This is a genomic window from Gordonia sp. 'Campus', assembly GCF_022206305.1.
Taxonomy (GTDB): domain Bacteria; phylum Actinomycetota; class Actinomycetes; order Mycobacteriales; family Mycobacteriaceae; genus Gordonia.
The window spans coordinates 1-12,612 of record NZ_JAKOIW010000011.1 but is presented as its reverse complement, the minus strand read 5'-3'; the positions used below and the strand labels follow the sequence as shown (position 1 = coordinate 12,612).

Below are 12,612 nucleotides of genomic sequence, written 5' to 3'. Positions count from 1 at the left end.
CGCGGCGCCGAACGGATCCCTCGAATCCCGATGAATATGCCGCCTGCCCCGCTACGACGTGGCCCACACCCCGAGCTCGTTGCCGCTCGGGTCGGTGAAGTGGAATCGGCGGCCACCCGGAAAGTTGTACGGGCCGTTGACGATCTCACCACCGGACGCCCGAACCCGATCCACCGTCGCATCGAGGTCCTCTGAGTAGAGCAGCACCAGTGGGCCCCCGCGGGGCGCGGGAGTGTCGGCAACCGCGAGCCCGCCGACCTCCGGCGCATCCGAGCCCGCTGGGTTCACGATCCCGGAATAGGCGGGTCCGTAATCGTTGAACTCCCAACCGAAGGCGTCGGCGTAGAACGTCCGTGCGGCGTCGAGATCGGTGACGGTCAGTTCGACGTAGTCGATGGCGTGGTGTCGGGATCCTGAATCGGTCATGCCGCCATTGTGCGGTCCGACACCGACATCGCGGCTCAGATCGAGCCGATCACCGACGACGCCAGCCCGACGACGACCGGAACGATCCCGAGACAGATGAATGCGGGCAGGAAACACAGTCCGAGCGGACCGCTGATGGCGACCCCGGCGCGTTCGGCGGCGGCCAGGGCGTCGTCGTGGGCGCGGCGTCGGACATCCTCGGCCAGTTCGGCGAGCCCGCCGGCGAGTGACGAACCCGCACGAGCCGAACGCCGCGCCATGGCCGCGAGCGCTTCCAGGTGATCGTCGTCATCCGGTCGGGCGCCAGCGGTGTCGAGCAGCGCGGACCACGCCGCGTCCGGATCGGCACCGAGTTGGAGAAGGTCCGCGACCCGTGACAGTGGTCCGCGCATGGAGGCGGGCGCACGCTCGGCGACGACCGACGCCGCGGTGCCGACCGGCAGACCGGATCGAAGGCACACCGCGAACAGGTCGAACGCGGACGCCACCGCGAACGGATCGTCGGCAGGCGGGCCCGCGCCGAGCCAGCGCGGCGAACGGTCCCGTCCGGGTGGCGGGTCGACCACGCGATACAGATGCCATCTCGGGGACGGCCAGATCCACAGCGCCGCGCCGAGAACGCCGATCACGAACGCGACGGCCACCCCGTCGCTCACCGGGTGAGCACCTTGCCGGTGATGCGCTCCGACCAGGCGACGCCCGCCGCAGCCAGGGCGGTGCCCGCGACCAGCAGAACACCACCGAGACCGCCGCCGAGCAGGACCTGGATCGGTTGCGCCCCGGTCGCCTGGCCCAGGGCGATGCCCAGCAGCGGAAGCCCGGCCAAGACTGTCGCGGTCGCTCGCGGGCCCGACAACCCGGCGCGTGTCCGGTCGGCGAATCCCCGGCGCGACTGCAGATCCGCGCGTACAGCACCCAGCATGTCGATCATCGGCAGCCCGCGTTGGTCGGCGGTCTGCCACGCGATCCCGATCCGCTGCCACGACGCGTGGCCCGAAGCCCCGTCCGTCGGGCGTGGTGCGTCGATCACCGAACCGCCCAACGCGGCCCGGAACGCCATGGCCTCGAGACCATCCGCGATCTCCGAACGGCTCCCGGCGGCGTCGGGCTCACGGCGTCGCAGCTCCGTCACCGCAGCCTCACAGGCGCGCACGGGCGGTGCACCCACCGACAACTCCGCGATCATCAACGACAACGCGAGCAGCATGTCGTCCAATTGTCGGTCCAGCAGTCTCTCGGCCCGGCGCTTGCGTCGAATCCACAGCACCACCGTCACGGCGATCCCGGTGGCGACGCCTGCGGAGGTTCCCGCGGCCAGGAACACGACGACCGGTATGGCCACCGGCACGAGGAGCACCGGCATCGAAGATCGACCCTCGGACGGGACATCACAGACCGCGGCCAAGCGCCTGCTCGCCGGAAGCGGGGTCCAGAGCACGAGCGCGATGCCGACGGCCGCCAGGATCGGGGCAACCGGAGACGGGGTCCAGCTCATCGCGGCGCCTCGCGCCCGGTGACCATCGCATCGAAAAGTCGCCGGTGGTCGGTGAAACCCTGATCGCGCAGCCAGATCGGCACGATCGACACCCGCCCGTCCGCGTCGCGCCGCACCACGCCGATCTCGGCCAGACCCCGTGTTCCGTCCGCATGCCGCGCCACCCCGAGCACCACCTGCAGGGCAGCACCCAACTGACTGTGCAGCGCGTCCCGCGCCATCCCGCCGAGCGCGGCCAGCGCCTCCATCCGGGCCGGCACCTCCGAGGTCGAGTTCGCGTGCACCGTGCCCGCGCTGCCGTCGTGACCGGTGTTCAGTGCGGTGAGAAGATCGATGACCTCCCCGCCGCGGACCTCGCCGACGACGATCCGGTCCGGACGCATACGCAGCGCCTGCCGTACCAGTGACCGGACCGGGACCTCCCCCACCCCTTCGACATTCGCCGCGCGTGCCACCAGCCGCACAACCTGCGGGTGCTGTGGTGCCAGTTCGAGTGCGTCCTCGACGCAGAGGATTCGTTCCCGCGGATCCATCGCACCGATCAGGGCGTTGAGCAGGGTCGTCTTCCCCGACCCGGTGCCTCCGATCACCAGGAACGCGAGGCGGTGCCGGAGCAGGTCGCCGATGACGGGCACCGTGTCTCCCGGGATCGAGCCGCCCTCGATCAGAGCGGTCAGATCCTTCGACGCAGATCGCAGGACGCGCAACGAGATACACGTTCCGTCGGCCGCCAGCGGCGGGATGATCGCGTGCAACCGCACCGTGTAGCCCCGTCGACCCACGTTCGACAGCTGACCGTCGACCCACGGTTGCGCGTCGTCGAGCCTGCGGCCCGCACTCAGCGCCAGACGACCGGCGAGCCGTCGCACCGAGGCCTCGTCCGGGAATCGGACAGCGGTCGTCTCGAGGCCCTGGCCGCGATCGACCCACACCTCCGCGGGTCCGGCGACGAGGATGTCGGTTATACCGGGTTCGGCGAGGAGTTGCTCCAGCTTTCCCGCGCCGGTCAGTTCGGTCTGCAGAAATCGAAGGGCGGCAAGCAGATCGGTGTCGCCGAGGACGCCACCTGCCTCCGCCCGGATCGCCTCGGCGATGACCGCCGGACTCGGGTCGGCGGCGTCGGCCGCGAGTCGGGAGCGGACGCGGTCCAAGAGATCGTCATCGGCGAGCCCCGCATCACGCACGTGCGTCACGACGACTGCCGCCGACGCTGCATCGCCCGCTCGTACACGACGCCGGCGGCGCGGGCGAGCGGGCTGCGACGCCTGAGTCGTAGCGGCCCACTCTCCGATCGCACCGCCAGTCGCGGATCGTGACGGTATGCGGTGAGCAACGGTAGCCCGATGGCCTCAGCGACCTGCCGGGGACGCAGACCCCCTGGTGCCGGGCCACGAACCACCAGTTCGACGGCCACCTCGTCGCCGATGACGCGATCGACGACCCGGCGCGCACCCGCGCAACCGCTGACAGTGGCGGTGGTGACGACGACGACCACGTCGGCCGACGAGATGGCCGCGCGCACGACGGCCCCGGCGGATCGGGGCAGGTCCATCACGACGAGATCGCCATGCGTGTGCCCGGCGTCGATGACGGCGGTGACCGCGTCCGTGGTCAGCCCCAGCGACGGCGCCCGCTSCGAGGTCAGGACCGACAACCCGTCGCGCGCACGGGGTAACGCCTGGTGCAGGGCGGTGCCGCCGACGACGCCACCGTCGAGCGAGAGATCCTGCCATCGCACACCGGGGCACCGCTCGAGCCCGAGCAGCAAGTCGGTCCCGGGTCCCAGATCGTCGAGATCGAGCAGGAGTGTCGGTGAATCCGCCTCCGCGGCGGACAATGCCACCGCCGCGGCCAGGGTCGAGGCACCCGAGCCGCCGTGTGCTCCGATGACCGCGACGACTCCGGCGGGGCGACGCCGCGGCACCCGCGAATCGGTCAGCGATCGCACCAGCCGACCCTCGTCGGCGGGAAGGGTCGCGGCGTCGTCGGCGCCGAGGTCCATCGCCATCCGCCAGGTGTCGGCGGCCGGGTCCACGGCCGACACGAGCACGAGGCCGCTTCGCCGAGGCGGTCGTAGGCGGGCGAGCACCTCGATCGCGGCCGGGTCGGCCACCACCGCCCGCGCGGTCAGCCATTCGCGACGACAGTCGTCGGCACGCCCGCCGAGCATGCGGTAGCCGGCTGCGGCCGCGCAGCGGGCGACGTCGTCGTGGAGATCGGAATCGACCAGAACGAGGAGATCATCGGACATGCCGACGATCATGCGGCCGTCGAACGGTCGACGGGGCCGGTCCGAGAACGGGTGTGGACAACTGCCGAGGCTGTGCACAGGACCTACGGGCCTGGGCGCGAGGGGAGGTATACCAGACCCCAGATAGAGGACAACCCCGGCCAGGGGGGGAGGAGGCCGGGGTCGTCACGTTTCAGCCCCGGGGGGTCGGGCTGAAACGTGACGGTATGAGAACCGGGTACCGATGACTATACACACGCGCTCGGATTCTTTGCAAGCACAACAATATCTTTCGTGAATGTCCGTACTACTCATCGGTAACAACGGCGGTAATCGTTCGCGTGCCACGATTCGTATCCGTTAACGCATTGTTTTCCATGCGGTTTTCTGCAACGCCGCTGCAACCTCCACCCAGGTACGCCGCCGCAGCGGGCGTCGACACCCGCCCGCCGGCGCCCAGCCGCTGCTCAAGGGGGTCGTGACAGGCACATTCTCCCCAATTCAACTGTCAGACAGCACTTCTGGATCATGTCAGTACTTTGCGCAACATTCCGGCGCCCAACGCTTGATGTGATCGGCGTCACGGTGTACAACAGTTGTTACGGAAACTCGGAAGGCCAAGTTCGATCCGGAAGAGAAGGAACGGACCCCCACGCCGAGCACTTCCCAGCACGGGCGGCAAGCACCCACGCGGAGCACGCCGCATATGGCAAAAGTGTTGTGCGCCTGCGACATCGCAGCCGGGACGACCGACCGCCACCACTCGTTGCGCCACGTGCCTTCTTTCCGACAGGCGCCAGGCCCGGGAGGAATGGCCCACGATTGGCAGCACGTGGACGGTCACGACACCCCGACTCGCGGTCAATCGCCGAGGCGGTGACCACAGCCCACCAAGCACGCTTGGTAACTTGAGTCCGTGCTACGCGGGCGGCAACCGCGTCGTTTACGACGCCGGCGGCCGCCCGCAGTGCTGTCCGGGGCCGCCTTTCGGGATCGCGGACCTACCCGGCGCGAGCCGCGTCGGCGATCGACTTCGCCTCCGCCGCACCCGCTTCCAGCGCGTCGCAGCAGAACACGATCCAGTCCCGCAGACCCGATGCACTGCCGGTCGCGAACCCTGTGGCGAGTTCGCGGTACTCGACGACCCGTTTGAACCAGGTCACCTCAGGCACCCCGAGGCAATGCGGGTCGAGACCGGTCGACGCTCCGACGAGTCGGGCCACACCCCGCGCCACCACACCGTTGGCCGTCGGGAACGCCTCGAGACCGAGCAGTTCTCCGTGCACCACGGCGACGAGGATCGGGGCCGGCACCGACGTCGCCCCGGTTGTCAACTGCCCCAACAGATCGAGACGTTCTGCCACATCCGTCCCGCCTCGGGGGCGACCCAGCAGATCGGGGTCGGTAACGATGTCGGCGGCTGCAAGGGTGTGCAACCGCGCGAGCGCCTGGGCCGGCGCGCGTCGGATCACCGCGGTCAACGACACCAGCGAGTCGCCGTCGAGCGCCTGCGAGACCCGCATCGCCCCGGCCAGGATGGGATCGTCGAAGTCACCGTCGCGCCGCAGCTCGACGCTTCCCCCGTCGATCGCGGCCGAGGAACGACCCGCCCGCCAGGAGGCCTCGGTCGCCGTCTTGTCCCATCCGCGCAGGTTGGCGGGGTGCCGATGTACCGCAGACAGGGCATCGCGAGCGCGGTCGGCGGCGTCGGCGACGCCGGGCAGGTCCAACAGGGGCGCCAGAGGGTCGGTGGTCACCCTCCGACGATAGTTGCGCCCGCCATGCTCGGAGACCGACGCCCCTGCGGTTCGTCACCGCGCGTCCACCATCACCGGAAGGCCGGGCTCGCCGAACCCGTGTTCTCGGGTGGAAGGAATGCGTCGCTCTGCATTGTTAGTGGCCGTTTCAGATAGCAACGGGCGGTTTCCCCGGGGAGCCCTGTCGGTTATCCGACCGAAAGGCATGACGACCGTTCGTCGCGGTCCACATGCCGTTCATCGCGCAGGAGATGCGCTCGCATACCGACGGTTCCGCCCTCAGCGAGGACGTGACTACGCTCACAGTGATTGCCCGTCCCGACGTCGGGTCACCTTACTGTGGTGTGTCCTCCGTCGACAGCGAAAGGCTCATGTCACCGATGTCCTCCACGTCCGTCAAGGCATTCCCGCCCTCCGACGAGTTCGCCGCCCAGGCCAACGGCACCGCCGAGATGTACGACCGCGCCGATGCCGACCGTCTCGAGTTCTGGGCCGAGCAGGCCCGCCGACTGGAGTGGGCCACCGATTTCACCGACACCCTCGACTGGTCGGACGCCCCGTTCGCGAAGTGGTTCGTCGGCGGCAAGCTCAACGTCTCGGTCAACTGCGTCGACCGCCACGTCGCCGCGGGCAAGGGCGACCGGGTGGCCATCCACTGGGTCGGCGAACCCGGCGACACCCGCGACCTCACCTACAGCCAGCTCCTCGCCGAGGTCAGCAAGGCGGCCAACTACTTCGCCTCCATCGGACTCGTCGCGGGCGATCGCGTCGCCATTTACATGCCGATGGTCCCCGAGGCCCTCATCTCGATGCTCGCCTGCGCCCGACTGGGACTCACCCACTCGGTGGTCTTCGCCGGCTTCTCCTCTGGAGCACTGCGTTCGCGCGTCGACGACGCCGAGGCGAAGCTCGTCATCACCACCGACGGCCAGTACCGCCGCGGCGAACCCGCACCGCTGAAGACCCAGGTCGACGAGGCGCTCGGCACCGGTGACGATGCCGCGGCCTCGGTGGAGAAGGTCCTGGTCGTGCGTCGTACCAACCACGACCCCGACCTCAACTGGGTCGAGGGCCGTGACGTGTGGTGGGAAGACACCGTCGACGAGCAGTCCGACACCCACGAGGCCGAAGCGTTCGACGCCGAGCACCCGCTGTTCCTGCTCTACACCTCCGGCACCACCGGCAAGCCCAAGGGCATCGTGCACTCCTCGGGCGGCTACCTCACGCAGGTCAGCTACACCTTCCATTACGTCTTCGACCACAAAGAAGGTCGCGACGTCTTCTGGTGCGGCGCCGACATCGGCTGGGTGACCGGCCACTCCTATCTCGTGTACGGACCGCTGTCCAACGGCGCGACCGAGGTCGTCTACGAGGGCACACCCAACTCCCCCAACGAACACCGCCACTTCGAGATCATCGAGAAGTACGGCGTCACGATCTACTACATCGCCCCCACCCTCATCCGCACCTTCATGAAGTGGGGCCGCGAGATCCCCGATGCCCACGACCTGTCGAGCGTCCGACTCCTCGGCAGCGTCGGCGAACCGATCAACCCCGAGGCGTGGAAGTGGTACCGCGAGGTCATCGGCGGCGACAAGGCCCCGATCGTGGACACCTGGTGGCAGACCGAGACCGGCGCCATCATGATCTCGCCGCTGCCCGGCGTGACCGCAACCAAACCGGGCTCGGCCATGAAGCCGCTGCCCGGCATCAGCGCCAACATCGTCGACGACCAGGGCAACCCGGTCGGCGCCGGTGAACAGGGTTACCTCGTGCTCGATCAGCCGTGGCCGTCGATGCTGCGCGGCATCTGGGGCGACGAAGAGCGCTTCCGCGAGACCTACTGGTCGCGCTTCGCCGAGCAGGGCTGGTACTTCGCCGGCGACGGCGCCCGCTACGACGACGACCACGCCCTCTGGGTCCTCGGCCGCGTCGACGACGTCATGAACGTCTCCGGGCACCGCATCTCCACCGCCGAGGTCGAATCCGCCCTCGTCGGACACTCCGGTGTCGCCGAGGCCGCGGTCATCGGTGCCGCCGACGAGACCACCGGTCAGGGCATCGTCGCCTTCGTCATCCTGCGCGAAGGTGTCGAGAACACCGGCGACCAGCTCATCGCCGAACTGCGCCAGCAGGTGTCGGTGGAGATCTCCCCGATCGCCAAACCACGCGAGATCAACGTCGTCCCCGAGTTGCCCAAGACCCGCTCGGGCAAGATCATGCGCCGCCTGCTCAAGGACGTCGCCGAGGGACGCGAACTCGGCGACACCTCGACGCTCGTCGATCCGTCTGTGTTCGAGGCGATCCGCGCGAAGAAGGCCTGATCCCGACCGGCCGAACACTCCCCAGGGAACGTCGGAGTACCGATGCGCCACCGGTGAACTGTCGCCGGTGGCGCATCGCGCGTTCGGGGACACCCCGACGCACCCATGGGTGGGCCGCCACCTCGGCGGCGCTCGCATGGCAACATAAGGCCCATCAGCCGAACAACGGAGGATTCTGTGAGCCCCAACGAGCACGGCCTGCCCGACGCGGGCCGGGACTCCGTCCCGTCGATCCCGCTTTCCGACGCCAACGCCGGTCGGAACGGTGAGCCGACGATCGGAAGCCTGGTCAAGGATGCGACCGCCAGTGTCTCGACCCTCTTCCGGTCCGAGGTCGCCCTCGCCAAGGCGGAGTTGGTCACCGAGGCGAAGAAGGCCGGTGCCGGTACGGGGCTGCTGATCGTCGCCGGTGTGATGGCGCTGTACTCCAGCTTCTTCTTCTTCTTTTTCCTCGCCGAGCTGCTCGACGAGTGGGTCTGGCGCTGGCTGGCGTTCCTGATCGTGTTCCTCATCCTGGTCCTGGTGACGGTGGTCGCCGCGTTCGTCGGGTACCTGTTCTTCAAACGGGTACGGGGACCGAAGAAGACGATCGAGTCGGTCAACGAACTGCCGACCGTCCTGCCGAACCGTCACGCAGAGCACGAGACCTCGCACCCGAGAATCCCGCCCGCGCGCGAAGGCTGAGTCGTGAGCGAGGCGCCCGACCCCTCGAGCGTTCGACTCCCGGGCGACTGGGAGCATTTCGACGTCCGCGCCAACGGGGTCCGGTTCCACGCCGTCCAGCCGGCGGGCGTCCCCGCGGGCGACCGGGAACTCGTGTTGTTGCTCCACGGCTTCGGCGAATTCTGGTGGAGCTGGCGACACCAGCTGACCGCCCTCAGCGAGGCCGGCTACCGCGCTGTCGCCGTGGACCTGCGTGGTTACGGTGACACCGACAAACCACCGCGCGGTTACGACGGCTGGACCCTGGCCGGTGACACCAACGGACTCGTCCGCGCCCTCGGACACACCAGCGCGACGCTCATCGGCCACTCCGACGGCGGCCTGGTCTGCTGGGCGACGGCCACGCTGCATCCACGTGTGGTCGACCGCATCGTCGTGATCGCCTCGCCGCATCCGCGCGCGCTCCGACGCCGCGTGCTGCGCGACAAGGCCCAGCGGTCGAGATTCCTGCCCCTGTTCCTGCGCAACCAGATCCCGCGGGCCGGTGAACGTCAGGTCACCCGCGACGACGCCGTGTTCGTCGCCGACTACTTCGCGGAACGGTCGTCGCCGGAGTGGCGCGAGAACGACGACTACGCGCAGACCGTCGAACTGAACCGGTCGGCGATGCTGATCCCCAACGTCGCGCACTGCAGTCTGGAGTACCGCCGCTGGGCGTTCCGATCCCAGTTCCGGCCGGACGGAGCGCGGTTCATGGACCTCATGGACCAGCGGCTCCACCTACCGGTGCTGGCGCTGCGGGGACGCGACGACCCGTACATCCTCGACGACGTCATGGCCGACGGTCACCGCTGGGCGGCCCATCAGACCTACCGGCAGGTGGATCGCAGCGGGCACTTCGCGCATCAGGAGCAGCCCGCGGCGGTGACCGGGCAGATTCTCGACTTCCTGGGGCACGAACCCGACCCGGCCGCGGACATCGCGCGCGTGCACCAGCGCAAGATCAGGCGAGGACGCAGCTCTGGGTACTCACCCGCTCGTTTTGTCGCTCGGATTCGTCGAAGTCGGAACGCACCTGACGGGCGGTGAGCACGAAACCGGTCTCGTCGGCGGCGTTCTCCGCGGCGCCGAACACCACACCGAGCACCTCGCCGTCCGAGTTCAGCAGCGGCCCACCCGAATTGCCCTGCCGGATCAACCCGCGAACCGCGTACACCTCGCGGGTGACCTGCCCGGTGCGGTAGATGTCGTCGCCGGTGTGGGAGAACACCGACCGGACCCGCAGCGGACTCACGTAGAACGGGCCGGCCTCGGGGAAGCCCAGCGCGATCGCGTCGTCACCGGTGGAGGCGGGCCGGGACGCGAACTTGAGTGCGGGGGCTCGCAGCCCCGGGACGTCGAGCACCGCGATGTCGTTCTCGCTGTCGAAGTGGACGACCTTCGCGGGTAGCTGCGCGCCGGTCGAGGTCTGTACCTGCAGACGTTCGGTGCCGGCCACGACGTGCGCGTTGGTCATCACGCGCTCGGGCGAGACGACGAACCCGCTGCCCTCCAGAGCCTGACGGCAACTCGGCGCGACACCGTCGATCTTGACGACGCTGGCCCGCGCCTGCCTCACCACGGGCAGCCCGGCGAGCGCCGGGTCGGGCGGCTCCACGGAGGTCGACGGGGTGCTGACGAACGGGAACTTCGGCAGTCCGGAACTGTCGAGCAGCGCCTTGAAGTCGTCGGGGATGTCGTCGACCCACTGCGGCGACACCTCGTCGACCGCGGTCAGGACCTTCGAGCCGCTCACCGCGCCCGCGATCGCCGGATCGGCCGATTCACGCAGCGGTATCGCGACGAGACCGACCGCGAGCAACACCGCGATCACCTGCAGCAACGATCCGACACCGCTGTCGACGGCACGCAGTCCGGGCGATCGGATCCCGCCCCGCGCGGCGCGTCCCAGGACCATGCCCGCGACCTCGCCGACGACCACCAGCACCACGAGCACCAACACGCCGACGAGCACACGCGCCTGCAGGTCGTCGAACCGCTCGATCAACCTCGGGGCGAGCAGCACGCCGGCGACCGCACCCAGCGCGACCCCGATGAAGGCGAGCGCCGAGGCGACTGCGCCCGACCGGTAACCGCTTGCGGCGGCCAGCAGGGCGATGGCGATGACGATGACGTCGACCCATGCCGAGCTGTTCATCCCGCGCCCTCCGACTCAGCGGTCCGTACGTCGACCGGGGCCCGGCCGTCGGGGTGCAACTGCTCGAACCCGGACTCCTGCGCACTCCCGGCGAGCTCGATCATCTTCTCCAGCGAACGGACGTCGTCGGAGTCCCAGGGCCGGTCCCAGCCGGCCACCTCGCTGATCGCGGCGATCAGACCGCCGGTGAAACCCCACACGAGCAGGCTGTCGACGAAGAATGCGGGACCCTTGTAGACGATGCCCACCGCCTTGCGGCGTACCTGGAACCGATTCGCCGGGTCGAGCAACTCGCGCAGCTTGATGCGGTCCACCCGCGCGGTCTCGCCCTCGTCGACGACGCGCACCTCGCTCGGACGGTGCCAATAGCCGATCACCGGGACGACGTCGAACCCGGAGACCCCGACCGGAAAGCTCGGCAGGGTCGCGAGGATGCTCACCCCGGAGGCATCGAGGCCCGTCTCCTCGGTCGCCTCGCGCAGGGCGGTACCGACCGGGAAGTCGTCACCGGGATCGGCGGCGCCACCGGGGAAGGCGACCTGCCCGCTGTGCTGCCGCAGCGTCGACGCCCGCTCGGTGAGGAGTACCTCGGCATCGGCGGGCAGCCCGCCGGGGTGGTCATCGGCCGCCTCCCACGAACCTGAGAACAGCACGAGCACCGCCGCCGACCGGGAGTTCTTCGGCAACATCGACGCCCACCGCGACCGGTCCCCGCCGCGGTTGTGGACACTCCTCGAGACGGCCCCGACATCGACGGTCAGGGCGCGCAGCCACGGCGGGATCTCGTCTGCCGGGACGAGGGGTCCCGGCTCGGCGTCCGGGCGCGGGGTCATGCGCGCACACCCAGATGTTCGTTCACGGCGTCGGCGATCTCGTCGGGACTGTCGAAGACCCCGGGATAGACCTTCGCGACCGTGCCGTCGGCGCGCAGGAAGACGGTCGACGGGAACACGCGGGGCGCCTTGATGGCGGCGGCCACCCGGCCGTCGAGATCGAGCACGGATGGCAGACGAACTCCGATCTCGGTGAGCAACGTCAGCGGGAAGAAGGGGTTGCTGCCGCCCTCCTTGGCGTGGAGCGCCAGCACGGTCACCCGATCGCCGGCGCGGGCCGCGTACTCCTCGAAATACGGCAACTCGGTCTTACACGGACCGCACCATTGCGCCCACACGTTGATCACCAGGGGCTTGCCCGCGGTCGCGGCCCCGAGATCGTAGGGCGCACCTGTTCCCAGACACGGTTCGACGACCCCGGCGAGCACTGAACCCGCGGCCTCGGGGAGGCCGGTGACGGGACAGTCGGGCAACGCGGCATCGGTCCGCGCCGCGGCGACCCTCGCCTCGTCGACGGGCGCGTCCTGCGGTCGGGCCCCGCTCGCCGACGGCGGCGCACTCGACATCGGCGTCGAGTCGTCGCCGCGCGGCCAGATGGCCACGATCAACGCGATCATCACGACGATGAAGACGACGGTCCACCGTGCGGCAGGAGGGAAACGGGGCGGTCGGTGCGTCGGGGTGGGG

At 69.4% G+C, this 12,612-nt stretch carries 12 protein-coding genes; 3 read left to right on the top strand and 9 right to left on the bottom strand.

Annotation, left to right across the window (positions count from 1 at the left end; translation table 11 throughout):
- Window positions 1-51: 51 nt before the first annotated feature.
- The 6 genes from MAY35_RS12945 to MAY35_RS12920 all read right to left on the bottom strand — a co-directional run bounded on the left by MAY35_RS12945 (window position 52) and on the right by MAY35_RS12920 (window position 5,908).
- The gene (locus MAY35_RS12945; RefSeq protein ID WP_238421704.1) at window positions 52-426 is read right to left on the bottom strand and encodes a VOC family protein; all 375 of its coding nucleotides are present in this window, start codon (window positions 424-426) and stop codon (window positions 52-54) included.
- 35 nt (window positions 427-461) lie between these two features.
- Entirely contained in the window at window positions 462-1,082 is a 621-nt protein-coding gene (locus MAY35_RS12940) for a type II secretion system F family protein (protein WP_238421703.1), read from the bottom strand.
- The gene (locus tag MAY35_RS12935; protein WP_238421702.1) at window positions 1,079-1,921 is read right to left on the bottom strand and encodes a type II secretion system F family protein; all 843 of its coding nucleotides are present in this window, start codon (window positions 1,919-1,921) and stop codon (window positions 1,079-1,081) included. The genes MAY35_RS12940 and MAY35_RS12935 overlap by 4 nt, the downstream gene beginning before the upstream one ends.
- Window positions 1,918-3,114 (bottom strand): TadA family conjugal transfer-associated ATPase, encoded by a 1,197-nt coding sequence (locus MAY35_RS12930; RefSeq protein WP_238421701.1) that lies wholly within the window; start codon window positions 3,112-3,114, stop codon window positions 1,918-1,920. Before MAY35_RS12930 ends, MAY35_RS12935 begins: the two co-directional genes overlap by 4 nt.
- Window positions 3,111-4,172 (bottom strand): septum site-determining protein Ssd, encoded by a 1,062-nt coding sequence (gene ssd, locus MAY35_RS12925; RefSeq protein ID WP_238421700.1) that lies wholly within the window; start codon window positions 4,170-4,172, stop codon window positions 3,111-3,113. The genes MAY35_RS12930 and ssd overlap by 4 nt, the downstream gene beginning before the upstream one ends.
- A 980-nt stretch (window positions 4,173-5,152) precedes the next feature.
- Window positions 5,153-5,908 carry an oxidoreductase gene (locus MAY35_RS12920; protein WP_238421699.1) on the bottom strand — a complete coding sequence of 252 codons (756 nt, stop codon included), beginning with the start codon at window positions 5,906-5,908 and terminating at the stop codon, window positions 5,153-5,155.
- Window positions 5,909-6,288: 380 nt separating this feature from the next.
- Here MAY35_RS12920 and acs point away from each other — a divergent pair, with 380 nt between their 5' ends.
- The 3 genes from acs to MAY35_RS12905 all read left to right on the top strand — a co-directional run bounded on the left by acs (window position 6,289) and on the right by MAY35_RS12905 (window position 9,984).
- Window positions 6,289-8,232, top strand: a complete 1,944-nt coding sequence (gene acs / locus MAY35_RS12915; RefSeq protein ID WP_238421698.1) for an acetate--CoA ligase — start codon at window positions 6,289-6,291, stop codon at window positions 8,230-8,232.
- 177 nt (window positions 8,233-8,409) lie between these two features.
- Complete coding sequence (locus MAY35_RS12910; protein ID WP_238421697.1) at window positions 8,410-8,916, top strand: phage holin family protein; 507 nt, start codon at window positions 8,410-8,412, stop codon at window positions 8,914-8,916.
- Window positions 8,917-8,919: 3 nt separating this feature from the next.
- Window positions 8,920-9,984: an alpha/beta fold hydrolase gene (locus MAY35_RS12905; protein ID WP_238421696.1), complete on the top strand. Its 1,065-nt coding sequence runs from the start codon at window positions 8,920-8,922 to the stop codon at window positions 9,982-9,984.
- Here the strand turns inward: MAY35_RS12905 and MAY35_RS12900 are convergent.
- The 3 genes from MAY35_RS12900 to MAY35_RS12890 all read right to left on the bottom strand — a co-directional run.
- On the bottom strand, window positions 9,899-11,092 hold the full coding sequence (locus MAY35_RS12900; RefSeq protein WP_238421695.1) for a MarP family serine protease: 1,194 nt from the start codon (window positions 11,090-11,092) through the stop codon (window positions 9,899-9,901). The two genes, MAY35_RS12905 and MAY35_RS12900, sit on opposite strands and share 86 nt — an antisense overlap.
- Window positions 11,089-11,925, bottom strand: coding sequence for a CoA pyrophosphatase (locus tag MAY35_RS12895; protein ID WP_238421694.1), 837 nt, complete (start codon window positions 11,923-11,925; stop codon window positions 11,089-11,091). Before MAY35_RS12895 ends, MAY35_RS12900 begins: the two co-directional genes overlap by 4 nt.
- A partial coding sequence (locus tag MAY35_RS12890; protein ID WP_238421693.1) for a TlpA disulfide reductase family protein occupies window positions 11,922-12,612 on the bottom strand: 691 nt, incomplete at its 5' end. The genes MAY35_RS12895 and MAY35_RS12890, both read right to left, overlap by 4 nt.

What these genes read in the sequence shown, in the direction of transcription:
- MAY35_RS12945 (WP_238421704.1), bottom strand. Translation starts at nt 426, where the DNA reads ATGACCGATTCAGGATCCCGACACCACGCCATCGACTACGTCGAACTG.
- MAY35_RS12935 (WP_238421702.1), bottom strand. Translation starts at nt 1,921, where the DNA reads ATGAGCTGGACCCCGTCTCCGGTTGCCCCGATCCTGGCGGCCGTCGGC.
- acs (WP_238421698.1), top strand. Translation starts at nt 6,289, where the DNA reads ATGTCCTCCACGTCCGTCAAGGCATTCCCGCCCTCCGACGAGTTCGCC.
- MAY35_RS12900 (WP_238421695.1), bottom strand. Translation starts at nt 11,092, where the DNA reads ATGAACAGCTCGGCATGGGTCGACGTCATCGTCATCGCCATCGCCCTG.
- MAY35_RS12895 (WP_238421694.1), bottom strand. Translation starts at nt 11,925, where the DNA reads ATGACCCCGCGCCCGGACGCCGAGCCGGGACCCCTCGTCCCGGCAGAC.